Raw genomic sequence first — 23,530 nt, forward strand, 5'->3', positions numbered from 1 at the left:
GCGCGTAGAAGGAAGCGGCTACTTCTTGGTGTCCGGCGTGGTGACGCTGGCGGTGGCACGCATGGTTTCGGCGTTGACCATCCAGGCGTACTGCTCGAGCTTGGCAATGAACGCGTGCAGCAGGTCGGCGGTCGTGGGGTCTTCCTCGTCCACCTCATCGTGCACCTTGCGCATCGTACCGACGGCAGCCTCAAGGGCGGCGACGATCTTGTCGATCGCGTCCTTGGTGTTGATCAGGCCGGTCGGGAATTCTGCGAGTGCGGTGGTTTTGGAAACGGTGGAGCTGCGGCCGTCCGGCAGGGCGTGGAGGGCGCGCATACGCTCGGCCAGGTCGTCGGCAAAGCCGCGGGCGGCCTCGATGATCTCGTCAAGCTGCAGGTGAAGGTCGCGGAAGTTCGTCCCCACAATGTTCCAGTGCGCCTGCTTGCCCTGCACATGGAGTTCGATCAGGTCCACGAGAACGGCCTGCAGGTTGCTCGTCAGGGTGGGCGTTGCTTTCATGCATCCTCCTTGATAGGAACGGCTTGGCGTTATGCCTCAGACGCTACCCCACCGAGCAGACGGCACGCGATGGTCGCGGCGCAATTTCACGATCAGCTTACTAAGTAAGCTTAGTAAGCCTCCCGGGACCGGCTCAGACGGCCTGGTTCAGCATCGGCCCCTGCGGGAAGATGGCCCGGGTGATCCCCCCGGCGGTGGCTTCGGAAAGCTGGGCGAGGTAGTCGTTCCGGCGGCGCGGCGTGATCCGGGACTGCGGTTCGAAACCCTGGTCCGGGTCGTCCGCGTAGTGGGCGGTGAGGCCATCACGCATGAGGCGGATCGCCTCGGCGCGCTGCTGCGACACGGCGGCGTGCGTGGAGCCCAGTTCGGCTGCCAGGTCCTTGACCGTCCGGTCGCCGAAGTAGATCTCCTCGACGACGTAGCGCATCCGTTCCGGCAGCGACTTCACGGCGGCACGGAGGTACTGCAGCCGTTCGTCCGCGAGCACCGAGCTTTCCGGGGACAGGGTCTCCGCGGCGAGGGTGTCAACGACGGCGTCGTCGAGCGGTGTGAGGGTGCGCGACGCGTCCGCGAGGGCGGCTTCGACGACGCTTTGCTGGACGCCGAGCGCGGAGGCGATCTCGTCAACCGAGGGCGTGCGTCCGAGAGCCGCCGCCAAGGTTTCCTGGACGGACATGGTCTCTTTGATCCGGCGGCGTGCCGAGCGCGTGGCCCAGTCGCTGGCGCGCATCTCATCGGCGAACGCGCCAAGGATGCGGCGGCGCGCGAAGGCGCCGAAGGGCACGCCAAGGTCAGGGTCGAAGGAATCGGCCGAGGTAATCAAGGCCACGGCGCCAGCCGATGCCAGGTCATCGCGCGAGAGGTGGGACGCCTTCGAGCACAAATCTGAGACGAGATAGCCGACCAGCGGAAGGTGCTGGGTGACCATCTCGTTGCGTTCCACGCGATTCAATAGTGTGTCCCCCCATGAGACGGATCAGGAGCTTTAAAACCCTGAGAGCCGCACCCACAAACGGTCCAGCGCTCCCCCCATGGGAGGCGGTGTTCGAAGCTCGGGCGCAGCACCCAGAACGAAACCTATCACCTGATCCGGCATCTGCGTGTACCCTCAGGGAAAAGCTTGGCGGAAAATGCGGAAAGCCGTAATTTGGCCGTGATGGCAGGGGAAATGGGGCCCATGGGTGCAGGGGATCTTTCGGCGGCGCTGTGGCAGGAACGGCGGCAGTTGGAACTGCTCCTGTTCAGGTTGGAAACCCAGCGCCTGCACGTGGCCGCCGGCAACACCCACTGGCTGACCTTCACCGCTTCCGAGGTGGAAGCCGTTCTGGACCGGCTGCGCTTCGAAGCGCTGGCCCGCAATGTCGAGTCCGCGGCGGTGGCGGCCGAATGGGGCCTGCCGGCGCAGGCAACGCTGGTTGAACTGATTGCCGGCGCGCCGCAGGGGTCCTGGCCCACCGTCCTGCAGGAGCACCTGGACGGATTGCGCGGCTTGATGGGCCGGCTTGGCGAGGCCGCCCGCGCCAACGAGGAGCTGCTTCGAAGCCTGCAACGGCCCGCGGGCCCGAACGATCCTGCCGGAATCCTCGAACAGCTGACGGTTGCCGGAAACATTGAGCGTGCCCTTGCCATTACGCGCCGCGCGACCCAGCCGCTCATGGCCCAGTACCTAGGCGACGACGCGAACTCGCACTGACGGCCTTTAGTCGCGGGCGGCCGCCGGGGGCAGCAGGCCGCGCAGCGCGTCCTCGGTGCCGGGACCGGATTCGGCGCCTGCTTCAGCTGCCGCCAGGTTCGCCGCAGCAATGGCCTCGATTACTTCCCGCCGCTGGATCGGAACGCCGCGGGGCGCCTCGATGCCGATCCGGACGCCGTCGCCGCGCCCTTCCAGAACAGTGATGACGATGCCGTCGCCGATCATGATCTGTTCGCCCGGCTTGCGTGTTAGTACCAGCATTCTCTCAATCTACCCTTCGCGGCCGGACGCTGCGGCCCACGGCGCCGGCCGGGTCGCCGGCCGGCCATCGATCCAGCCCACCGGCAGGCCGAGGGCGTCCACGCTTTCGGGCGTCCCGGTGTCCGCTGCGCCCACCACGGCCACCGCGGCCACCTCGAGCCGGGCCCGCAGCAGGCTCACCCAGCGGGCGGTGTCCTCGTGCTTGCGCCCGGCGTCGACCACAACCCAGAGCTGGTCCGGGGAAAGCGCCGAGATCGCCTGCAGCCGCGCCAGGGTATTGCGGGCCTTGCCGAGCCCGAAGGCGGCCAGCACCGTCTGCTCGGTCTCCACGGCGTGGGCGCGGGCCGCCGTCGCGCTCTGGCGTCCGTCCAGGTGCAGGTGGCCGTAAGCGCTCAATTCTCCGGCGGTGCGCACGTCCGCGCCGCCAGCGGCGATGGACATGGCCAGGGCGGTGTCCATCGCGTCGTCGCCGAGGCCGACCAGCACCACCAGGTCCCCGGTGCCGCTCAGCGGGACCGGCACCGGCTCGCGCGCCGGCGCGGCATTTCGCACGGACGGCGACGGCGCCACGCGGTCGGGGGCCGGTGCGGTGCGCTCCCCCGCGCCGTTCCCCGGGCGTGCCGCCCGGTCCGGGTCGGGCTGTCCCGCTCCGGCCGACGTCGGCCGCAGCCCGGATCCGAGCTGGTCCAGCAGTTCGGCGAAGTCCGGCGACTCGGTCGAGACCCCTGGGGTGCCGGTCCGGTGCAGGGTCAGTTCGGCGGCGTCGGCTTCGGCCAGCAGGGCGGCGATCGCGTCGCCCTGCAGCTGGTGAGCGGGGGCCGCGGCGATCCGCGTGCCGGGCGGCGTCTCCGTCCGCCGCGGCGCTTCCCGGACGGTATCCCGCGGGGCCTCTGCCGATGTGGCGGCGGCCCGCTCCACGATCTCACCCTCGGACAGGATGTCCGCATCCGGCACGACCTCGCCGGTGACGACGTCGTGCTTGGGCTGGACCTCGACGATGGCCTCGTAGCGGTTCGCCGCGAACAGCCCGGCGATGCCGGGACTGATCACGCGCTCGGCGGAAACGATGCGGGCCGACGGGCCGTACTGGGCCTCGGCCTTGCTGCGGATTTCCTCCAGCGAGGCTCCCTTAAGCCGATAGCGGTTCGGCATGGCGCACGACTCCTACAGTTTCGATCCGGACATTGGCGGAAGTGACTTCGCGGTACGACAGCACCGGGACGGACCCGGGCTGGGCTCCGATAAGCCGGTGGATGGCCGGACGCAGCGCCGGGGCGCAGACCAGGACGGCCTGCCGGTTGGCGGCGGCCGCGGAGTCCACCGCGTTGCGCACCGAGCGGAGCACGGCGTCGAGCCGGTCCTGTCCCATCACGATCTGGCTGCCGCCCTCGGCCGGCCGCATATCCTCCAGCATGGACTGTTCCAGGAGCGGGTCGATCATGATCACGTTGAGCACCGGGCCCTCCATGAACTTGGCGGTCAGCGCCGGACCGAGTGCCTGGCGGGCCGCCTCCACCAGCGACTCCGGGTCGGTGGAAACCTTGGCCCGGAGGGTAAGCGCCTCGTAGATGCGGGCCAGGTCGTTGATGGGGACCTGCTCGTCGAGCAGGCCTTGGAGCACCCGCTGCAGCTCGGCGAGCGAGAGCAGCGCGGGAGTCAGTTCGTCCACGGCGGAGGGGCTCTGCTTGCGGACGCCCTCGGTCAGCACCCGGACATCCTCGCGGGAGAGCAGCCGGGCAGCATTGCCCGTGACGATGGAGGACAGGTGCGTGACCAGCACCGAGACGCGGTCGATCACGGTGGCCCCGGTCATCTCGGCGTTGTGCCGCATCTCGGCAGGAATCCACTTCCCGGCGAGCCCGAAGACCGGCTCAATCATGGCGACGCCCGGGAGCGAGTCCAGTGAGTCGCCGAGGGCCAGCATCTGGCCGCCCGGGGCGGTGCCGCGGCCGGCCTCCACCCCGGCGATCCGAATGGCGTAGGTGGCCGGCGGGAGATCCACACTGTCCCGGGTGCGGACCGGCGGGATGACCAGGCCCAGTTCCATTGCGATCTTGTGCCGCAGCGATCGGACCCGGGCCAGCAGGTCGTCGGAGGCGCCGGAGACCATGTCGACAAGGTCGGGGGCCAGCAGGATCTCCACGGGGTGGACGCGCATGTCCTCCAGCAGCTTCTCGTTGGGGTCCAGCTGCGGGGAGTTCAGCGCGGCGGCCTCGGCGTCGCGGGCCTTTTCCGCCTGCTGCTGGCCGGCGGCGGTGCGGCGCGAAGCCAGGATCAGGCCGGCGCCGACCAGGACGAACGGAATGGGCGGCATGCCGGGGATGAGGGCCATGGCGAGGGCGGCCACGCCCGCGATCATCAGGGCGTTGGGCGACTGCAGCAGCTGCGTGGAGGCCGTCCGGCCCATGTCCGCCTCCGCGTTGGACCGCGTCACGATCATGCCGGTGGAGACAGCCATCAGCAGCGCCGGGATCTGGGTGACAAGTCCGTCACCCATGGTCAGCAGGCCGTAGGTGTTGAGGGCGTCGCCGATCTCCATGCCGCGCTGCAGCATGCCGATGGCGATGCCGCCAATGAAGTTGATGATGATGATGATGATGCCGGCGATGGCGTCACCCTTGACGAACTTCGAGGCGCCGTCCATCGCGCCGTAGAAGTCGGCCTCTGCCGAGACCTCGGCGCGCCGCTCCCGGGCCTGGGTGTCTGTAATCAGGCCGGCGTTGAGGTCGGCGTCGATCGCCATCTGCTTGCCCGGCATGGCGTCCAGGGTGAACCGCGCCCCGACTTCGGCGACGCGCTCGGCGCCCTTCGTGACCACGACGAACTGGATAACCACCAGGATCAGGAACACGACGGCGCCGATGATCATGGAGCCGCCCACGGTCACCTTGCCGAAGGCCTCAATGACCTGGCCGGCGTAACCGTTGCCGAGGACCAGCCGGGTGGAGGCAACGTTGAGGCCCAGCCGGAACAGCGTGGCCACGAGCAGCAGCGAGGGGAACACGGAGAAGTCCAGCGGCTTCTTCACAAACATGCTGGTCAGCAGCACCAGCAGCGCCAGCAGGATGTTGCACACGATGAGGAAGTCCAGCAGCGGGGCGGGCACGGGAACCACCAGCAGCAGCACGATGCCCACGATGCCGATCGGCACCGCCAGCCGGGCGAGCCTGTTGTTCATGATGCGGTCCTTTCACAGACGCTGGTTCCAAAAATGTTCGCGAAGATGCTCATAGCGCGGCTCCGGCCATCCGGTGCAGCCCGGCTCCGGCGCCGCGGGCCTTGAGCGACATGACGAAGGCCAGCACCCCGGCCACGGCGTGGTAGAAATCCACCGGGATCTCCTGCCCCAGCTCGCAGGCGCCGTGCAGCGCCCGGGCGAGCGGGATGTCCTGGACCATGGGCACGTTCTTCGCCTCGGCCTCCTGCCTGATCCGCGACGCGACGTGGCCGGCACCCTTGGCCACCACCCGCGGGGCCGACTTTCCGGGCTCGTACTTCAGCGCGACGGCGACGTGCGTGGGGTTGACGAGGACGACGTCGGCGTCCCCGATTGCCGCGATCATGCGGTTCCGGCTCATGGACAGCTGCCGGGCCCGGCGCTGGGAGCGGATCAGCGGATCGCCTTCGCTGCTCTTGTTCTCGTCCTGGACTTCCTTCTTGGACATCCGGGTCTTCTTCCGGTTCCGGCGCATCACCACGAAGAAGTCCACAGCCGCCAGCGCGATGCCGGCGAAGACGGCGAACTGGACCAGGGAGGAGATGCCGCTCCCGGCCGCCGCCACGACGCCGGACACCGGAAGGCCGCCGGCGGTGAGCAGCACCGGGATGAGCCCCTGAACGACGGAGTAGAGCACGAGGCCGACAACGCTGGCCTTCAGCAGCGCCTTGACCCCGCCCCACAGCGCCTGGGTGCCGAAGATGCGCTTCAGCCCGCTGAGCAGTTTGAAGTTCTCGAAGTCCAGGCGGAACTTCTTCAGGTGGATGCCGCCCTGCAGCGCCGAACCCACCAGGACGACAAGGAGCACGACGATTAGCAACGGTCCGAGGATTCCGGCGAGCGCGCCGAGGCCGTCCTCGAGGGCCTTCACGGCCCTTGCCGGATCCGGCTGCGCCATGACGCCCCGGACGCTGAAGAGCTGGTCCGTGGCCGCGTTGGCCCCGCGCTGCACGGTCGCGGGGATCATGACGGCGGCGGCGCCGACCGCCAGCCAGGCGGTGAGGTCCTGGGAGCGCGAGAGCTGGCCCTTGGAGCGGACCTCCCGCATGCGTTTGTCGGTGGCTTGTTCGGTTTTTTCCTGTGAATCCGCCATCAGCCCACCCCCAGCACAGTCTTGGCGGCCTGCCCGGCGAGGGTGGAGACGATCCTGGGCAGGGCGAGGAAGAGGAATCCTGCCAACGAGAGGGTCAGCATGATCTTGAGCGGGAAGCCCAGCGAGAAGGCATTCAGTGCCGGGGCCACCCGGGTCAGCAGGCCGAGCCCGACGTCGGCGAGGAACAGCACCACCAGCAGCGGGCCGGCGATCTGGACGGCGGCGAGGAACATGCCGGTGACGGCGGAGGTCATGGCCTGGACCGGCTGGGCCAGGTCAAGGCCGCCGGCCAGCGGCAGGGCGGTGAAGCTTCCGGTCAGGCCGCCGATGACGAGCTGGTAGCCGTCCGAGGAGAACAGCAGGGCGAGCGCCGCCATCTGCAGCAGCCGGGTGAACTGGGCGCCGTTGACCATCATCTGCGGGTCGAAGGCCTGGGCCATCTGGAAGCCGCTGAAGAGGTCGATCAGGCTGCCGGCGGACTGGATCGCCGCGAAGACCAGCATGACCAGAAAGCCCAGGACCAGGCCGGTGACGAGTTCCAGGACCACTCCGGTGAGGAAGCCTGCCGTGTCGCGGGCGACGTAGCCGGCGGAAAGCCGCTGCGAGACGGCCAGGCCCAGGCCGACGCCCAGCATGGCTTTGATCCGCCCGGGGAAGGCCTGGTGCGCGAAAGGCGGTGCCACGATCAGGAATGCCGTCATCCGGACGGTGGCCAGCAGGAGGACTTCCAGCCACGTCTGGTCGATCGGGATGCCCACCTCACAAGCCTCCGAGCAGGGAGGGGATCTTGGCGAAGAGGTCGTTGGTGAACGCGACCATCTCCGAGATCATCCAGTGCCCGCAGATCAGCAGCGCCACGGCCACGGCGGCCAGTTTGGGCACGAAGGAGAGGGTGGCTTCCTGGAGCTGGGTGATGGACTGAAGCAGGGAAATCGCCAGGCCCACCACCAGCGCGGTCACCAGCACCGGGGCCGAGAGCTTGGCGGCCACGATCATGGCCTGGAGGCAGATGTCCAGGACGGCGTTGGCGTTCATCCCGAGCCTGCATAACTTTGGATCAGCGAGGTGATGATCAGGCCCCAGCCGTCCACGAGGACAAAGAGCAGGATCTTGAACGGCAGCGAGATCATCACCGGCGGAAGCATCATCATGCCCATCGACATCAGGGCCGCGGAGACGACGAGGTCGATCACGAGGAACGGGATGAAGATGACGAAGCCGATAATGAAGGCGGCCCGGAGTTCGGAAATCATGAACGCCGGGATGAGCGTCTGCAGCGGCACCGCTTCCGGCGTGGCCGGGTTCTCCATGCCGGCGGCGCGGGTCATCAGCGCGATGTCTTCCTCGCGGGTGTGCGCCAGCATGAAGTGCTGCAGCGGGCCCGAGCCGGCGCTGAGCGCGCCGTTGAAATCCAAGGTGCCGTTCAGGTAGGGCTGCACGCCGATGGTGTTCATCTCGTTGATGACCGGCCACATGACGAAGATCGACAGGAACAGGGCCAGGCCCGCCAGCACCTGGTTGGGCGGTATGGACGGGAGCGAGAGCGCGTTGCGGGTCATCGCGAGCACCACGAAGATCTTGGTGAACGAGGTCATCATCAGCAGCAGCGCGGGCGCGACGGACAACAGGGTGATCCCGATCAGGGTCAGGACCGCTGTGGAGGGCTTTCCGTCCATGCCGTTGATCTCGATGTTGACGCTGCCGGTGTCCGGGCTGGCCGGCGGGGTTGGCGGAACCGGCGGCACGGGGGCAGTCGCATGGCCGGCGGCGGCGTTAAGCCAGAGCAGCAGGACGGCGCAGAGCACGGCGGCGACGCCGATGGCCAGGAACCTTGTGGTTCGGCTGATGCCGGTTCGGCTGCTGCTGGTTGACGGGACGCGGGCGGAGTGGGCGGTGGCAGGGCGGATCAATTGCGGCGTCCGCTCCTGAGAGCGGCAGCGGCCTGCTTCCAGGTGGAACCGGCCAGAATTGACCCGTGCAGCGGCGGGTGGGACACGGCGGGCGCGGTCCCGCGCCCCGGGACGGTCCGGGGGTGGGGTTCTCGGCGGATGGAGCTGCGGCGGGACAGCGGCCGGTCCGGTGCCCCGGGCTCGCCAGCCGTCAGGCTGCCGCCCTGTTCCGCGGTCCCGGCCCCGTTCACGGGTGCGGCGGAGGCAGCGGCTCCGGCTCCGGCTCCCGCGCTTGCGAGGATCTGCGCGAAGGCGCCGGCGGCGCCGGCGCGGCGGGGCTCCGGATCCAGGGCCTCTGCGGCCTCTGCCGGGATATCGCCGGTGTGCAGGACGTTGACGGCGTGGTCGGTGACGCCGAGCAGGAAGCGCTGGCCACCGGCGTCGACCACCACTACGGAGGCACGCTGGCCGACGCTTTGGCGGCTGACGACGCTCAGGGCGGCGTCAGCGCGGCGTCGTCCCGTGCCTTTGCCGAGACGGCGCTGCAGCAGCCAGATCAGTCCAAGCACCGCGCCCAGGGCTACGGCTACCCGCAGCCCGAGGATCAGCGAGTCCATTCAGCTAAGCCCCTCGGCCACGTCGAGGATCCGGGTGATCCGCACGGCGTAGTCCTGGTCCAGGACCACAACCTCGCCGTGGGCGATCAGCCGGCCGTTGAGCAGAACGTCGGCGGGGGCGCCCGCGGAGCGGTCCAGTTCGATGATCTTGCCGGGTTCGAGCGAGAGCACGTCGCGGACGGACATGCGGGTGCGGCCGATCTCCACGGTCAGGGCCATCTCGATGTTGTTGATGCGGCCCAGCCGGCCGGCCACCGTGTCGCCGCCGCCGAAGAGGTCGCCGGCACGGTCCTGGCTGGTGCCGTGTTCGCGCAGCCGGACCGCGAACCATGCCGCCGGGCTGGTGCCGTCGGAGAGTTCGAAGACGGCAGTGTCGGGGTCCGAAAGCAGCCCGGACGCGTCGGACTCGCGCAGGTCCGAGAGCACGCCGGCGCCGAAGACCGAGCTTGCGCTTTCCATCGCGGGGCGGAGGACATCGGTGACGGAGACGACGCCGAGTTGGCCGCCGGCCATTCCGCCGGCCGCCTCGTCCAGGAACGTGCGGTCGCTGAGCATCAGGGCGAGGTCTGCGGTCACGGAGCCGACGAAGGTCGCGGTGACGGCCTGGCGGGCGTAGGGGGCTGCGGCGCGGGCCGGGACCAGCGCGACGACCTTCAGGGCTACCGGGCTCGGCAGTTCCTCAACGAGCCGTTCCGCCGACGATTCATGCTTGGTCAGGGTGATGCTCATTGGTTATTCTCCTCGATTGTGACAATGACGGCTGCGGCCCGGGACCCGTTGCGGGCCGGGGCGGCGGTGGCCAGCCTCGTGCCATCCAGGGTGAGGTCGAACGGCCGGTTTTCCAGGTGCGGGAGGGTCAGGACGTCCCCCACCGCGAGGCCCAGCACCTGGCTGGGGGTGACGTACGACGTCGAGAGCCGCACCGAGAGTTCCACCGGGACGCGCTCCAACTGCGAGCTGATGCGGGCGGCGGCGTCCCCGCGGTTGTCCGTCGGGTTGACCTTCTTCAGCCGGCCCAGCAGGATTCCCGCCGGCACCGCCAGGGTGGCCGGGGCACTGATGTTGCCGACGTTGATCGTGAAGGAGGCGACAATCATGAGTTCGCTGGGCGCTGCGGCCTGGGCGAACTGGGAGTTGTACTGGACGGTGTCCACCCGGATGGTTTCGCTCAACAGCGGCCCGAGCGAGTAGCCGAGGTCCTCGAGGGCCTCGTCCATAAGTCCCTTGACCAGGGCCTGTTCAATCTGCGTGAACTTCCGGTCCGGCATCACCGTGTCGTTCGAGGCGCCCAGCATCCGGTTGATCCAGCCCAGGGCCGAGGGAGCGGGGAACTGCACCACCAGCTTGGAATCGTGCGACTCCACGGTGCACAGCACCATGGCGGTCACCGCCGGGAGGGAGGCGGCGTACTCGTCGTAGCTCTGCATGCCGACGTCCTCGAGCCGCACCACGGACTTCACGCGGACCTTGGCGGTCAGCTGGGTGCCCCACTGGCGGGCGAACGTCTCGAAGGCGAGTTCCAGGACGCGGCTGTGCTCTCGCGCCAGCGTCGCGGGACGCCGGAAGTCATAGACGCTGACGGTCCGCTCCCGTACCACTTCCCGCTCATCCAGAACACTCACGGTTGCCACTATCGGCAAGGGATCCGCCGTCGTAAGCAGTCTGCCCCAGGCAATACACGGGGCGTTAGACAGCACGCGAAAGAGGCGCTATTTCTGGGTCAGCTTCAAGGCCTGGGGAATGAGGGCCCGGACGACGTCGGGCTTGTCGGAGATGACTACGATGTCCACCCGCCGGTTCCGCTCCATCAGCGCCGGCGTGGAATCGTCGTTGACCTGGCGGGCCGAGCCGAAGGCGACGGCCCCGATCCGCTGCGGCGGGATCCCGCCGCGGTCCACCATGTAGCGCAGCACGTTGACCGCGCGCGCCGAGGACAGTTCCCAGGTGGACGGGTACGCGGTAATGCCCTTCGCCGCGTGGCCTTCCACCATGATCTCCAGCGCCGCGGGGCCGAGGATGGGCGAGATGATGTGCAGCACCTGGGACGCGCGGTTGGTGAGCTCGGGCCGGTCGGGGGCGAAGAAGGCCTGGGAGCCGATGAGCTTGACCGTCAGGCCGCGCTGGTCGATCTGGAACTCCACGTTCTGGCTGAGCCCGGCGGCGGCCAGGCCGGCCTTCATTTTTTTCTCGAGGGCGCGCAGCCGGTCCACTTCTTTCTTCGCGGCGGCGAGGGCTGCGTCCTGGGCTTTCTTGTCGTCCGACTGGACGGCGGCAAAGGCCTCGAGGTCTTTGTTGACGAATTCGGGCGGGACCACGGTCCCGGAGGCGGTGTCCACGGTTTCCGAGGCCACCGCGCCGAACCCGGTGGCGAGCGAGTTGCGCAGCTTCTCGAACTTGTTCGCGTCGACCGTGGACATGGCGTAAAGGACGATGAAGAGGCACATGAGCACGGTGACCATGTCCATGTAGGAGGCCATCCAGCGTTCGTCGACGTGGTGCGCTTCGGGTTTCTTGCGGGGCCGGCGGCGTCCGCTCACGCTGCGGTGTCCATCGACTCCGCGGTGCCGTCACCGCTGGGCGCCTTGCGGCCCTTGTCGGCGCTCTTGAGCTGGTGCTCCGGGACCATGGAACGGAGCCGTTCGGCCAGCAGCAGGGGCTGGGCGCCGGACTGCACGGCGAGCATGCCCTCCATCACGAGGGTCATGCGTTCGATGTTCAACTCGGAGAGCCTGGCCAGTCGCGAACTGAACGGCAGCCAGATGAAGTTGGCCGAGAGCAGGCCCCACAGGGTCGCGACGAAGGCGGCGGCGATCATGTGCCCCAGTTCGTCCGGCTTGGAGAGGTTTTCGAGGACGTGGGTGAGGGACACGACAGTTCCGACGATCCCCACGGTAGGGGCGTAGCCGCCGAGGCTGGCGAAGAACTTCGACGACGCGTGGTCGCTGCGGGACTTCGTGTCAATCTCGTCCTCCATCTGCAGCCGGAGGTCCTCGGCGTCGGTGCCGTCTGCGATGTTCTGCAGGGCTCGGGCCAGGAACGGATCCTTGACGCTCGCGGCCTCTTCCTCAAGGGAGAGCAGGCCCTCGGCGCGCGCCTTTTCCGCGAAGCGGACCATCTGGTCGATGCTTTCCTGGGGCTTCGACGTCTTTCCCATGAACATTGCCGGCACGGCCCTGAACGCTTGGATCACGTCCTTGAGCGTGTTGCCGGCCAGCCCGATGGCCAGGGTTGCCCCGAAGACCAGGACCAGGGGCCCGGGCAGCAGCAGGCCGGAGATGCTGCCACCTTCAATGACCACCATGGTGACGACGGAACCAAACGCGAGGAGCAGTCCAATGATTGTTGCGGGATCCATGGCTTACTTCCTTGGTGGTTCAGGTGCGGAGGCGTCGGCATCGTCGTCCGGTCCGGCAGGCGGGACCAGGCTCAAGGGGTAGCCCGTGACGGCGGGGAAATCCCGCGCCTTGTTCAGGACGTAGGCGCGGTAGTCGGCAATCAGCTCGACCACCTCGGCCAGGCTTTCGAGCACAACATAAGCGGCGCCGTCGAGCGTGACCAGGTGGGTGTCCGGACTCTCGTGGATCCGTTCAATCAGGTCCGGATTGACCGCGAAGCGCGTTCCGTTGAGGCGTGTGACAACGATCATGGGCCGATTCTGCTCTGGGGACTGCCTGGCGGTGCGGCCAAGCGGCGGGTAGGGGTGTTCTCCCCTTACTGTCGGCCGCCCCCGCGCTTTCGTTAGGCGCCGCGGACACACGAAAGGGGTCCCCAAGGGACCCCTTCCATGTGGCCCGCCGTTCCACGGCCTTCGTTCGCCCGAATTTCGCTACGGCAACGGACACCCGCGGCGGAAACGGACCTGCGCGCCCCGGATCCGGGGCGCATCAGGCCGCCCGCGCCGCGTTTTTCCAAAACCGGTGCGAAAAAGCACGGCCGGCACCGCGTCTGCCGTCGAACGGGTGCATGCGGCGGACAGCTCGGGTCCTCGGAGCTGGATGAGTCCCGTGGCTGTCTTCCGTGCGCCCCTCGCTGGCGACCTTGGACCGCGGTGCGCCAGGGGTTAGCGCTTGAGGTTGCCGAGCTCCTGCAGGACCTCGTCCGAGGTGGTGATGATGCGGGCGTTGGCCTGGAAGCCGCGCTGGGCGACGATCAGGTTGGTGAATTCCTGGGACAGGTCCACGTTGGACATCTCCAGCGAGCCGCCGGCCAGGGTGCCGATGCCCGGGTCGCCGGCCGCGCCCAGCTGGACGTTGCCGGAGTTGGCTGTGGCGACGTAGGAGGATCCGCCGGCCTTCTCCAGGCCGGCCGGGTTGGTGAACTTCGCCAGCGCGATCTTGGCCAGGACCTGCTTGGTGCCGTTGCTGAAGGACCCGATCAGGGAGCCGTCATTGCCGAGGGTGAAGGATTCCAGCTTCCCGGCCGGGGTGCCGTTCTGGCCGCTGACGGTGAGCGAGCTCATGCCTGCGAAGGAGGACACCTGGCTTACGTCGATGGTCTTGCCCGCAACGTTGAGCTTGCCCGGAGAGGTCAGCCGGCCGTCGGTGAAGCTCATCCGGTCCGCGATGGTGGCGCCGCCGTCGGTGGACACACCCCAGCCGCCAGGCTGCTGGACAAAGGTGAGGGTGAGGTTGCTGGCGGCGCCGACGGAGTCGTAGACCTTGACCACGCGGTCGAACGACGCCGAACCGGCGTCCGCGGGCAGGTTGCCGTCCAGCGTCATGGAGGTCGTGGGGGTCGCGATCATGGTGTTGGGGTTAAGCGTGATGTCGCCAATGGCACCCGCCTGGTCCACCTTGCCGTTGTTGGCGGTCCAGCCCTGCAGGATGCCGCCGTCCGGGCTGACGAGCTGGCTGGCAGCGTCGAACGTCATGGATCCCGCACGGGTGAACAGCTGCTGGCCGCCCTTGCTGGTGACGAAGAAGCCGTCGCCGGAGATCATCATGTCCGTGGCGCGGCCGGTGCTCTGCGAGGAGCCCTGGGCGAAGTTGCTGCTGACGCCGGCGACGCGGACGCCGAGGCCGATCTGCGCCGGGTTGCTGCCGCCGGACTCACCCTGCGGCGCGGACGCGCCCTGGGTCAGCTGCGAGAGGGTGTCCTGGAACTGCGTGGAGGACGCCTTGAAGCCGGCCGTGTTGACGTTGGCGATGTTGTTGCCGGTGACATCCAGCATGGTCTGGTGGGCACGAAGGCCGGAGATTCCGGAGTACAGCGAGCGGAGCATGGGAACTGCCTTTCTACGGGAGGAAACTGGTCAGGAAGCGGCCGGCGCGGTAAGGCCGGTGATGGAGTCGAGGGGGATGGAGAGATCGCCGACCTTGACGGTCGGTACTGCGTCGGCGAAGGAAACCGAGCTGGCGATTCCGGTGCCGGTGGTGCCGTCGGCGAGTTTGTAGTCAACGGAGTGGCCGATCAGCTGTGATGCTGCCGAGCGCATCTGGAGGGAGAATCCCTCCTTGCTGTTGGAAGTCAGTTCGGTCATCTTTTCCATCATGGAAAGCTGGATGGTCTGCGCCATCATCTGGTTCGTATCCATGGGGGCGCTGGGGTTCTGGTTCTTGAGCTGGGCCACGAGGAGGGTCATGAACACGTTGGCGTCCATGGACTGCACGGGGGCCCGGACGGCGGCAGCCTGCGGGGTCGTCCCCGCGGCCGTAACCGGCTGCGGGGCGATGGGCTGGATAGTCATGGGTCGGGTTCCTTCGTGTCAGACGAGAATGTCGAGGGTGGTTTGGGGACCGTTCAGGATCCTGGTGCTGCGCAGCGACGCTTGGTCCGCCAGGGCGTCCCACCGGTGCCCGGGCCGCGGTTCGCCGGGCCCGTTCCGGCCGCCGGGTCCCGAGCCGGCGCTGCCGGCGTCGGAGGCTTCGCGGCCGGCTGCACCCTGTCCCGCGTCCCCTCCTGCGTCCTGGCCCCGGCCCGCCGGTCCGCTGTGGTCCGAGAGGTCGAGGGTCGCACCGAAGCCGGCGTCGGCAAGTTCCTTGCGCAGTTCCGGCAGGATCCCGCGCAGCGCTTCCCGGCCGGTGTCCCCGGGAGCGAACAGTTCGATCCGAACGCCGGCGCCGTCGATGTGGGCGCGCACGGTCAGCGGACCGAGGTCCTCGGGGGTAACTTTCAGGGTCATGATGTGCTGGCCGTGCGGGGCCGCAGCGAGCGTGAACAGCGGCTTTGCCAGCTGCGGGGTGAGGGCGGGCTGCTGGGCCGGAGCCGGAGTCGCGGCCGCCGGTAGTGCCGTGCTGCGGGCCGGGCCCGGCGCGGGCGGGGCCACCGCCGCGGCTCCGGCAGCGGCCACGCTGTCCGTCGCTGCGGGAGCAGCCGGACGGCTCTCGGCGGGAGCGTCGGGGGCCCCGCCGGGGAACCTCCCTCCGGTCCCGACGACGACGCCGGGCAGGCCCGGTGCCGCCGTGCCGGCAGCGGTGGGCGCCGCTGCGGTCTGCGCCGCCGTCGGCGGAACTCCCGTCGCCGGAGCGGCTGCCGGGGGCAGCGCCGCAGCGGGATCCGCGGGCGCGGCGGGGGCGGTCGTGGCTCCAGCCGCGGCAACAGCCTGGGCGGGAACGACGCCGGCAGCCGTGCCAGCGGCCGGCTTGCCACCCGCCGGGACGCCCGCCGGGCGGAGGGCAGCCTGAGCCGCGGCGGCCGGAAGGACGATGCCCGGAGGCGCCGCACCGGCTTGCGGTGTTGTGGCGAGGCCGGCTGCTGCGGGGCCCGCTGCTGGGTTGCTCGCCGGTTCGTGGCGCAGGGCGACACCGCCGGCAACGGACGCCGCGACCGGAGCGGGCGCGGCCGCAATCTCCCCCGCGGACGGGGCTGTCACAGCGCCGGTCGAGGGCGCCAGCCGCGGGTCCACAAAGACCTGACCGGAAGCTGCTGCTGGGCTCACAGACGGCGGGGCGATGCCGCCGGGTTCCGCCGTCGCGGCCGTAGTCTCCCCCGCGGCCGCGGCGGGCTGGATCGCTGCGGCGAACTGGGCCGAAGCGGCCAGGATGCCGGCATCGGCCGCTGACGCAGCGGCGGAGCCCTCAGTGGCAGCAGTTGCGTCCTGGGCGGGGGCGTCCGCCGGGGCCCCGTCTTTCGATGTCTCGGCCTCGCCGGGCGCCGCGGCGGTCCCGGGCGCCGTAGCGGTGGCCTCGCCGGGCGCCGTAGCGGTGGACGAGGGGGCAGCCGCGACGGACGACGGGGCAGCGGAAGCTGCCTCGTGGCTCACCGCGTCGCTCAGCACGGACCCGAATCCGCCGGCGTCGGGCGCCCCACTGTCTGTGCGCGCGCGGCTCCCTTGCTGGGCGCCGCGGGCCTGCACCGGAGACCCGGCGAGCGCAGTCGCCAGGTCTATCGAAGTCATGCCCTTCATGCGGCGCCTCCCGCCGGGACGATCCGCCGGATGGAGGTCAGGTTGGACTGTTGCTCCCAGGCGTCGCGGATCTGGATGGTCTTGCCTGGCACGGGCGCGTCGATGGCTTTGCCGTTGCCGAGGTAGATGGAGATGTGATTCCCGCCGAAACTGATCAGCAGGTCGCCGGGCTTGGCCTCGGCCAGGGACGCCACCGGGGTTCCCTGCTTCATCTGGTCGCTTACGACCCGCGGAAGCTCGACGCCGAGGTCCTTGAAGACCCGCTGCGTGAAGCCAGAGCAGTCCATCCCGGTGGCCGGGTTGGTGCCGCCCCAGACGTAGGGCACCCCGATGTACTTCTTGGCCATGGCCACCACGTCCGTGCCGGTCGCGCTGCCTGCAGCTACCGGCACAGCGGGTGCCGGTGCGGTGAGCCCCTTGAAGGCGCCGATGCCCGCGGTGCCGCCCAGGCCCAGGCCGCCGGCCAGGGATGAGCGATCCGTTCCGGAGGCGCTTGCGCTTCCGCCGAGGGCCGCGGTCAGCGCCTCCGTGAAGGAGCCGGCGTCGCCGGTGCCGGTCCCGGTCGCGAGGGACGTGGCTGCGGCGGACTTCAGCGCCGCGGCGGCGCTTTCGGTCTGGGTGGGACGGGTGAGCTCAGCGATCATCGACTGGATGCCCTGCATGCGGCCCAGCGCCTCGGTCATGCTCATGAGCGCACCTGCTGTTCGTCCCGGTGCCAGATCGTCGAGGAAATCTCGTCCAGGGTGGACTGTTCGGCGCGCAGCTCCGCGGTGTTCACTTCGGCGTGGTGGCGGGCCTGCAGCTTTTCCAGGCCGACGGACCGGGTGCGGGCGGCGATGAATTCCTCGCGCGCCGCGGCCTCGTCCGTCTCGGCTGCGCGGGCCAGGTTCTCCAGGTCCGCCAGCATGCTGTGGGACGCCGCGCGGGACGCCGCGACGGCGCGCAGCGACGCGGAGCTGACGATGTCCTCGTCGGTGGCGGACAGCTGCCGGCGGGCCGAGGCTTCCCGGGCCCGGACCGAAGTGGACCGGGAACGGGCGCGGGCCAGCCCGGACGCCGCCTGGTCCTGCTGGATCTGGCGGAGGCGCAACAGCCCCGCGAGCGAGAATTGCCGGTTCATGCCGCGGCTCCCAGGATCGAAGTGAGGTGGTCCAGCTGACGCCAGGACTCGGGGTGGGGGGTGGACTCGTCCATCGGCTGCTGCAGGAAGCCGCTGACGGAGTCCTCATGCGCCAGGGCGGCATCCACCAGCGGGTTGGTCCCGGCCTGGTAGGCGCCGACGTCGATCAGGTCCTGGGCTGCCTTGCGGGCCGCGAGGACCCTGCGCAGCGTGGAGGCCGCGTCGAGGTGGTGACGGGCGTTGACCTTGGAGGCGACGCGCGAGACCGAACCCAGCACGTCCACCGAGGGGAAGTGTCCCGTCACGGCGAGCTTCCGGTCCAGCACCACGTGGCCGTCGAGGATGGACCGGGCGGCATCGGCGATGGGTTCATTGTGGTCGTCGCCGTCCACCAGCACGGTGTAGATGCCGGTCACTGAGCCGGCCTCGGCGGTGCCGGCCCGCTCCAGCAGCCGGGCCAGGACGGAGAACGTCGACGGCGGGTAGCCGCGGGTAGCGGGGGGCTCGCCGGCGGAGAGGCCGATCTCGCGCTGGGCCATGGCCACGCGGGTCAGCGAATCCATCATGAGCACAACATCCTGGCCCTGGTCCCGGAACGACTCGGCGATCCGGGTGGCCGTGAACGCGGCGCGCATGCGCATCAGCGCCGGCTCATCGGAGGTGGCGACGACGACGACCGAGCGGGCCAGCCCGGCGGGGCCAAGGTCGTCCTCCAGGAATTCGCGGACTTCGCGGCCGCGCTCCCCCACGAGGGCGATCACGGATACTTCGGCGTCGGTGCCGCGGGCGATCATGGACAGCAGTGAAGACTTGCCGACGCCGGAGCCGGCGAAGAGGCCCATGCGCTGGCCCTTGCCCAGGGTGGTCATGGTGTCCAGCACCCGGACGCCGGTCTGCAGCGCGGTGTCGATCCGTGCGCGTTTCATGGCGTTCGGCGCCTCGTTGTCGATCGGCACGCGCGGTCCGCTGAGCAGCGGGCCCTTGCCGTCGATCGGGCGGCCGAGGCCGTCGATGACGCGGCCGAAGAGCCCCGCACCGGTGGGGACCAGCACGGTGCCGCCCTTGGCGCGGACCGGGTCTCCGGCGGCGACGCCGGCGAGGCGCCCGAGCGGCATGCAGCGCACGGAGCCGTCCAGGGCCGCCACGACCTCGGCGTCGAGTCCGGGGTTCTCCCCCACGGTGACCAGGTCACCGAGGGCGCAGTCCAGGCCGGACACTTCCAGGCCCAGGCCCATCACGGAGGTGACGGTGCCGACGCGCTGCGGCGCGGCCGCGGCGAGGGCAGCCGCGAAGTCGTCGCCCTTGGGGCGCCACTGGGCGATCATGGCTGCCCGCCGGAGAGCGAATCCGGGGCATCGGCGGGCCACTGCTGGTCCCCCATCAGGGCCGCCTTGGCGCGGGCCAGGGCGCTGCCCAGGCTGGCGTCCAGCCAGCCCTGCTGGTATTCCACCTTCGCGTCGCCGCGCTGCAGGGACGCGTCGGCGAGCAGCGGAAGGCCGGCCGGCAGGTCCTGGCCTTCCTTGGCGAGCACCTCGATGTCGGCCGGGTGCAGCCGGATGGCCAGCACGGTGGCGGCGTCGTTTCCGGACAGGGCGCGGTCCAGGGCGGCGCGGGCCGTCCGGGTGCCCTCGGCAAGTTCGTAGCCGAGGATGGCCTCGGCCAGTTCCAGCGCGGTACGGGCCAGGACCTCTTCGGCGTCGTACAGGGCCTGGACGTTGCGGTGCGCGAAGTCGGTGCGGGCCACGGCGAGGGCGCGGACGGCACGGTCCAGGTCCTGCTGCCCGGCGGCGAGCGAGGCGGCCTGCTCGGCAGCCATCCGGTCGCGCCAGCGGCGCTGTTCCTTGGCGGCGGCGCGGACACCCGCGGCGTAGCCCGCGGCGTGGCCCTCGGTGTAGCCGGCCTGCTCGTTGGCCGGTCCGCTGGACCGCAGCGAGGGGAAGACGATGCGGGCCGGGGCGCTTTCGGCGGAGCCGGCGTCCGTAAACGACCCGTCAGTAAACATAGTCTTCTTCGTCCCCGCGCTGGATGGTGATCTGGCCTTCGGCTTCGAGCTCGCGGATGGAGCGGACGACGGCGGCCCGCGCCTCCTCGATCTGCGAGGCGCGCAGCGGTCCCAGTGCCGCCATCTCGGATTCGAGGATTTCGAGGTTGCGGCCGGAGACGTTGGTGGTGATGGTTTCCAGCACCGGTTCGGTGGCGCCCTTCATGGCCACGGCGAGCACGGAGGCGTCCAGGCCGCGGAGCACCAGCTGCACGTCGCGGCGTTCCAGCTTGACGATGTCGTCGAAGGTCACCATCTGGGCGCGGATTTCCACGGCGAGGTCCGGATCCAGCAGGTCGAGCCCGTCCAGGACGGAGCGTTCGGTGCCGGCGTCGGTCCGGTTGATGATTTCCAGCAGCGGCTGGATGCCGCCGACCACTTTGGAGGCCTGCTGCGAGACGGCCGCGCCGCCGCGCAGCTTCAGGGTGTCCGCGACGATGCCGATGGCTTCCGGCGCGCCCGAGCCCATGGTGGCGATGCTGAGCGCGACGTCGGCCCGCAGCGAGCCGGGCAGCCCGGACATCACGGCCGAGGCCTTGCGCGGGCTCAGGTGGGCCAGGACCAGCGCGATGGTCTGCGGAAGTTCGCCGTCGATCAGCGCGAGGATCTGCACCGGTTCGATGTCTTCGAGGAACTCAAACGATTTGCCGGCCATGTTGACGGTCAGCCGGTTGATCAGGCCGGCGGCCTTTTCCGAGCCGAAGGAGGCCTCGAGCAGGCCTTCGGCGAGCTCACGGCCGCCGCGGGCCTGCCGCGGGCTGCTCAGGGCAGCCTCGTGGAAGTCCTTCATGATCTGCTCGGCGACCTCCGGATCCACCTTGCGGAGGCGGACAATCTCGGCGGCGATTTCCTCCGCCTCGGAGTCCGTCAACTGTGCCATCACCCGGGCCGCGTTGGGCGGACTCATCTGCATCAGGACGACGGCGGCGCGCTGGGTGCCGGTGAGGGTCGATTCGGCGAGTTTCATGCGGGCTGCCTGTCATCCATGAGGCTGCGGAGGTAGTCGGCTGCCTTCTCCGGGTTGGCGGCGACCATGTTGTCGATCTCCTGCATGCGGCGTTCGGCTTCCAGCACCTCCATGGGCGGCGCCGGCAGCGGCTGCAGCGGCAGGGCCGTCAGCGGGATGGCCGACGTCGCGGGGGCCGGATCGATGGCCGTCACAGCGGGGATCGCCGGCAGCAGGTCCAGGCGCTCGCCCAGGTCCACCGGCTCACGCTTCTGGCGGCGGCGCAGGATGATGGTGACGACCAGGGCCAGGATCAGCAGTCCGAGCAGGATGCTGCCGGCCGTGACCAGGGTTGCGAAGAACGCCTGCTGCTTCTGGGCCTCGAGGTCAGCCTTGGCCGCGTCGAGGGAGGCGTTGGCCGCATCCGCGGCCGCGGTGCTGAACGGGATCACCTCGACGGTGACGGTGTCGCCCCGGGCCTTGTCGACGCCGGCGGCGGAGGTCACCAGCGCGGTGAGTGAGCCGATGTTCAGCCCGCCCGCGGCGGACTGGCTGACAGCCACCGAAATGGTCTGGCGCTTCACGGCGCCCGGCGGGATGACCCGGTCCTCGGTGACCTTGTTGACGGCGTTGTTCTTGGTCGCGGTCGTGGAGTCGAAGCTGCCGTTGCCGCTGGTTCCGCCGGGGACCGCGATGTTGTCCGGTCCGAGGACGCCGGCGGCACCGCCCGCGCCTCCGCTGTACTTTTCCGTCTTGGAGGATTCGCTCAGCGGCAGCGCGCCGGGGGTGTTGGAGAAGGTTTCGCTCTTTTGCTGGGCGGATTCTCCGGTGACATCTGCCGCGACCGCCACGGTGGAGTTGCCGGGACCCACTACGCGGTCCAGGACGGCGCGGACGGCGTCGCCGGTGCGCTGCTGATAGTCGGCGGCCTGCTTGGAGGAGGATCCCGCTGCCCCGCCGCCCACCGTGGAGAGGACGTTGCCCTGCGAGTCCACCACGGAGACGTTGGCAGGTTTGAGGTTCTCGATCGCGGCGGAGGTCAGGTGCACGATGGCCTGGACCTTGTCGCCGGAGAGGGTCACGCCGGGCGCGGTCTCGACGAAGACCGAGGCCGTGGTGTCCGGGGTCTTCGAGACGAAGACGGTCTTTTCCGGGATGGCGAGCCGGACCGCGGCAGTCTTCACGCCGTCCATGGCGGAGATGGTGCTGGCCAGTTCGCCTTCGAGGGCGCGCTTGTAGGTCACGGACTGCTGGAACTCGGAGGACGTGACGCCCATCTTGTCCAGCAGCGAGTAGCCGGTGGCCGCGGCGGTCGGAAGGCCGGCGGCGGCGGCTTTGAGGCGCTCGTCGTAGACCTTGTCCTGCGGCACGAGGATGGTGGAGCCGCCGTCGCTGAGCTCGTAGGGGACGTTGTCCTTGCGCAGCTGCTCCACGATGCCGTTCGCATCCGTGTCCTTGAGGCCGGAGAACAGCGGCGCCAGGGTGGGCCGGGTGAGCCAGGCGGAGAGCGCGACAACGCCAACAATCAGCAGTGCGGCGCCGATGACGGCTAGCGTGCGCTGGCCGGTGGTGAAGCTCTTGAGGCCGGCGCCGAAGCGCTGGAAGAAGACGGTGATCTGCGGAGGCATCAGGCCTGCATCCTCATGATCTCGTTGAACGCGTCAACGCCCTTGTTCCGGACCGTGGCCACGAGTTCAAGGGTGATCTGTGCCCGGCTGGCGGCGATGGTGGCGTTGTGGATGTCGTCGAGGTTGCCGGTCACGGCGGAGACGGCGAGCTCTTTCGACGTCGACTGCAGCTGCTGGAGGTTGTCAACGGCGCCGGTGAGGGAAGAGGCAAAACCGGAACCGTCCGTTGCAGGCACCGAGGCGGCACCGGAGAGGTAGTCCGTGGGCAGTACGCCCTGGACCGGCGCGATGGGCGAAACAGGCATCAGGATCTTCCAATCTCAAGTGCGGCGAGATAGGTCTCGCGGGCGCGGTCCACGACCTGGGCGTTGGCCTGGTAGCCGCGCTGGGCGATGATCAGGGCGCCCATCTGCTCGGCCATGTCGATGTCCGGGTACTTCACGTTGCCGTTGGCGTCGGCGAGCGGGTGGTCCGGCTGGTAGACGATGCGGCCCGCGCCGTCGCCCAGCTGGGTGCTTTTGACGTACACGCCGGTGCCGTCGGCGCCTTCGGCTGCTTCAACGTACTTGGCGCGGAACGCCGGTCCGGACGTGGCGGAGGCGTCGTTCATGTTGGCCAGGTTGTCCGAAACCGCGTCGAGCCACTTGCGGTGCACGGTGAGGGCGGAGCCGGCGATGCCGATTGCGTCGAAGGTCATTAGTTGGTCCTCATAGCGGCGCGGACGGCGCTGAATTCCCCACCGATGGCGCGGGCGGCGAACTGGAAGCGCAGCACCGTGTCGATGTTGGAAAGGGTTTCCGTGTCCAGATTGACGTTGTTGCCGTTGAGCTGGGTGGGCTCGAGCGAGGTCGCCGTCGTGGCCTCGGCGTGGCCGTCCCCGGACTGCACGGACGCGGCAAGGGCAGCTTCAAAGCTGACGCGCTTGGCGTGGTAGTTCGGTGTGTTGACGTTCGCGATGTTGTTCGCGATGGCGCGTTGGCGCAAAGCCAGCCCGTCCATGGCGCTGGCCAGGGCTGCGGAAGTCACGGATTCGAGCACAGAGTCCTGCCTGGGGAATTGTGGGGTGGCCGATCCGTGGCCGGTAAACGAGCGATCCGTGCTCTTACTGTGGTTATCGGCACTGTTCAGCGCCGCGTTAGAGAAAATGTGAAAGGTTTATTCGGGTTTTTTCAATGAACC

The 23,530-nt window shown here is 69.3% G+C and carries 28 protein-coding genes; 1 reads left to right on the top strand and 27 read right to left on the bottom strand.

Annotated elements, in window-relative coordinates:
• Positions 1-18: 18 nt before the first annotated feature.
• Both AC1DB8_RS12065 and AC1DB8_RS12070 read right to left on the bottom strand, forming a co-directional pair.
• On the bottom strand, positions 19-501 hold the full coding sequence (locus AC1DB8_RS12065; RefSeq protein ID WP_441418241.1) for a Dps family protein: 483 nt from the start codon (positions 499-501) through the stop codon (positions 19-21).
• Positions 502-634: 133 nt separating this feature from the next.
• Positions 635-1,453: a sigma-70 family RNA polymerase sigma factor gene (locus AC1DB8_RS12070; RefSeq protein WP_441418240.1), complete on the bottom strand. Its 819-nt coding sequence runs from the start codon at positions 1,451-1,453 to the stop codon at positions 635-637.
• A gap of 204 nt (positions 1,454-1,657) precedes the next feature.
• Between AC1DB8_RS12070 and flgN the strand changes: the two genes are divergently transcribed.
• Positions 1,658-2,194 (top strand): flagellar export chaperone FlgN, encoded by a 537-nt coding sequence (flgN, locus tag AC1DB8_RS12075; protein WP_476893155.1) that lies wholly within the window; start codon positions 1,658-1,660, stop codon positions 2,192-2,194.
• 6 nt (positions 2,195-2,200) lie between these two features.
• Here flgN and AC1DB8_RS12080 read toward each other — a convergent pair whose 3' ends face one another.
• From AC1DB8_RS12080 to AC1DB8_RS12200, 25 genes are all read right to left on the bottom strand, one after another.
• Positions 2,201-2,455, bottom strand: a complete 255-nt coding sequence (locus AC1DB8_RS12080; RefSeq protein WP_441418238.1) for a carbon storage regulator — start codon at positions 2,453-2,455, stop codon at positions 2,201-2,203.
• Positions 2,456-2,464: 9 nt separating this feature from the next.
• On the bottom strand, positions 2,465-3,607 hold the full coding sequence (locus tag AC1DB8_RS12085) for a hypothetical protein (RefSeq protein WP_476893156.1): 1,143 nt from the start codon (positions 3,605-3,607) through the stop codon (positions 2,465-2,467).
• On the bottom strand, positions 3,585-5,633 hold the full coding sequence (locus AC1DB8_RS12090) for a flagellar biosynthesis protein FlhA (protein WP_441418236.1): 2,049 nt from the start codon (positions 5,631-5,633) through the stop codon (positions 3,585-3,587). The genes AC1DB8_RS12085 and AC1DB8_RS12090 overlap by 23 nt, the downstream gene beginning before the upstream one ends.
• A gap of 49 nt (positions 5,634-5,682) precedes the next feature.
• Complete coding sequence (locus AC1DB8_RS12095) at positions 5,683-6,765, bottom strand: EscU/YscU/HrcU family type III secretion system export apparatus switch protein (protein ID WP_441418235.1); 1,083 nt, start codon at positions 6,763-6,765, stop codon at positions 5,683-5,685.
• Entirely contained in the window at positions 6,765-7,523 is a 759-nt protein-coding gene (locus AC1DB8_RS12100) for a flagellar biosynthetic protein FliR (protein WP_476893157.1), read from the bottom strand. Before AC1DB8_RS12100 ends, AC1DB8_RS12095 begins: the two co-directional genes overlap by 1 nt.
• Position 7,524: 1 nt before the next feature.
• Positions 7,525-7,800: a flagellar biosynthesis protein FliQ gene (fliQ, locus tag AC1DB8_RS12105; protein WP_175321994.1), complete on the bottom strand. Its 276-nt coding sequence runs from the start codon at positions 7,798-7,800 to the stop codon at positions 7,525-7,527.
• The gene (gene fliP, locus AC1DB8_RS12110) at positions 7,797-8,612 is read right to left on the bottom strand and encodes a flagellar type III secretion system pore protein FliP (protein ID WP_476893194.1); all 816 of its coding nucleotides are present in this window, start codon (positions 8,610-8,612) and stop codon (positions 7,797-7,799) included. Before fliP ends, fliQ begins: the two co-directional genes overlap by 4 nt.
• 59 nt (positions 8,613-8,671) lie before the next feature.
• Complete coding sequence (gene fliO / locus AC1DB8_RS12115; protein WP_476893158.1) at positions 8,672-9,271, bottom strand: flagellar biosynthetic protein FliO; 600 nt, start codon at positions 9,269-9,271, stop codon at positions 8,672-8,674.
• On the bottom strand, positions 9,272-10,000 hold the full coding sequence (gene fliN, locus AC1DB8_RS12120; RefSeq protein ID WP_441418232.1) for a flagellar motor switch protein FliN: 729 nt from the start codon (positions 9,998-10,000) through the stop codon (positions 9,272-9,274).
• Entirely contained in the window at positions 9,997-10,893 is an 897-nt protein-coding gene (locus AC1DB8_RS12125; RefSeq protein ID WP_476893159.1) for a flagellar motor switch protein FliM, read from the bottom strand. The genes fliN and AC1DB8_RS12125 overlap by 4 nt, the downstream gene beginning before the upstream one ends.
• Positions 10,894-10,980: 87 nt before the next feature.
• A complete protein-coding gene (locus tag AC1DB8_RS12130; RefSeq protein WP_441418230.1) occupies positions 10,981-11,808 on the bottom strand; it encodes an OmpA/MotB family protein in 828 nt (275 codons plus the stop codon).
• Complete coding sequence (locus AC1DB8_RS12135; RefSeq protein WP_441418229.1) at positions 11,805-12,626, bottom strand: motility protein A; 822 nt, start codon at positions 12,624-12,626, stop codon at positions 11,805-11,807. The genes AC1DB8_RS12130 and AC1DB8_RS12135 overlap by 4 nt, the downstream gene beginning before the upstream one ends.
• 3 nt (positions 12,627-12,629) lie before the next feature.
• A complete protein-coding gene (locus AC1DB8_RS12140; RefSeq protein ID WP_441418228.1) occupies positions 12,630-12,917 on the bottom strand; it encodes a flagellar FlbD family protein in 288 nt (95 codons plus the stop codon).
• Positions 12,918-13,331: 414 nt separating this feature from the next.
• On the bottom strand, positions 13,332-14,492 hold the full coding sequence (locus AC1DB8_RS12145; protein WP_476893160.1) for a flagellar hook protein FlgE: 1,161 nt from the start codon (positions 14,490-14,492) through the stop codon (positions 13,332-13,334).
• A 30-nt stretch (positions 14,493-14,522) separates the two neighbouring features.
• A complete protein-coding gene (locus AC1DB8_RS12150; RefSeq protein ID WP_441418226.1) occupies positions 14,523-14,957 on the bottom strand; it encodes a flagellar hook assembly protein FlgD in 435 nt (144 codons plus the stop codon).
• 18 nt (positions 14,958-14,975) lie between these two features.
• On the bottom strand, positions 14,976-16,607 hold the full coding sequence (locus tag AC1DB8_RS12155; protein WP_476893161.1) for a flagellar hook-length control protein FliK: 1,632 nt from the start codon (positions 16,605-16,607) through the stop codon (positions 14,976-14,978).
• A 5-nt stretch (positions 16,608-16,612) separates the two neighbouring features.
• Complete coding sequence (locus AC1DB8_RS12160; RefSeq protein WP_476893162.1) at positions 16,613-17,305, bottom strand: C40 family peptidase; 693 nt, start codon at positions 17,303-17,305, stop codon at positions 16,613-16,615.
• Complete coding sequence (locus AC1DB8_RS12165; RefSeq protein WP_441418223.1) at positions 17,302-17,736, bottom strand: flagellar FliJ family protein; 435 nt, start codon at positions 17,734-17,736, stop codon at positions 17,302-17,304. Before AC1DB8_RS12165 ends, AC1DB8_RS12160 begins: the two co-directional genes overlap by 4 nt.
• Positions 17,733-19,061: a FliI/YscN family ATPase gene (locus AC1DB8_RS12170; RefSeq protein WP_441418222.1), complete on the bottom strand. Its 1,329-nt coding sequence runs from the start codon at positions 19,059-19,061 to the stop codon at positions 17,733-17,735. The genes AC1DB8_RS12165 and AC1DB8_RS12170 overlap by 4 nt, the downstream gene beginning before the upstream one ends.
• Positions 19,058-19,738 carry a FliH/SctL family protein gene (locus AC1DB8_RS12175; RefSeq protein ID WP_441418221.1) on the bottom strand — a complete coding sequence of 227 codons (681 nt, stop codon included), beginning with the start codon at positions 19,736-19,738 and terminating at the stop codon, positions 19,058-19,060. Before AC1DB8_RS12175 ends, AC1DB8_RS12170 begins: the two co-directional genes overlap by 4 nt.
• The gene (fliG, locus tag AC1DB8_RS12180; protein ID WP_441418220.1) at positions 19,728-20,744 is read right to left on the bottom strand and encodes a flagellar motor switch protein FliG; all 1,017 of its coding nucleotides are present in this window, start codon (positions 20,742-20,744) and stop codon (positions 19,728-19,730) included. Before fliG ends, AC1DB8_RS12175 begins: the two co-directional genes overlap by 11 nt.
• Complete coding sequence (gene fliF / locus AC1DB8_RS12185; RefSeq protein ID WP_441418219.1) at positions 20,741-22,351, bottom strand: flagellar basal-body MS-ring/collar protein FliF; 1,611 nt, start codon at positions 22,349-22,351, stop codon at positions 20,741-20,743. Before fliF ends, fliG begins: the two co-directional genes overlap by 4 nt.
• A complete protein-coding gene (gene fliE, locus AC1DB8_RS12190; protein WP_441418218.1) occupies positions 22,351-22,656 on the bottom strand; it encodes a flagellar hook-basal body complex protein FliE in 306 nt (101 codons plus the stop codon). Before fliE ends, fliF begins: the two co-directional genes overlap by 1 nt.
• Positions 22,656-23,048: a flagellar basal body rod protein FlgC gene (locus tag AC1DB8_RS12195; protein WP_441418217.1), complete on the bottom strand. Its 393-nt coding sequence runs from the start codon at positions 23,046-23,048 to the stop codon at positions 22,656-22,658. The genes fliE and AC1DB8_RS12195 overlap by 1 nt, the downstream gene beginning before the upstream one ends.
• On the bottom strand, positions 23,048-23,389 hold the full coding sequence (locus AC1DB8_RS12200; RefSeq protein ID WP_441418216.1) for a flagellar basal body rod protein FlgB: 342 nt from the start codon (positions 23,387-23,389) through the stop codon (positions 23,048-23,050). The genes AC1DB8_RS12195 and AC1DB8_RS12200 overlap by 1 nt, the downstream gene beginning before the upstream one ends.
• Positions 23,390-23,530 lie beyond the last annotated feature (141 nt).

It is taken from the genome of Arthrobacter sp. 10N410 (assembly GCF_056394945.1).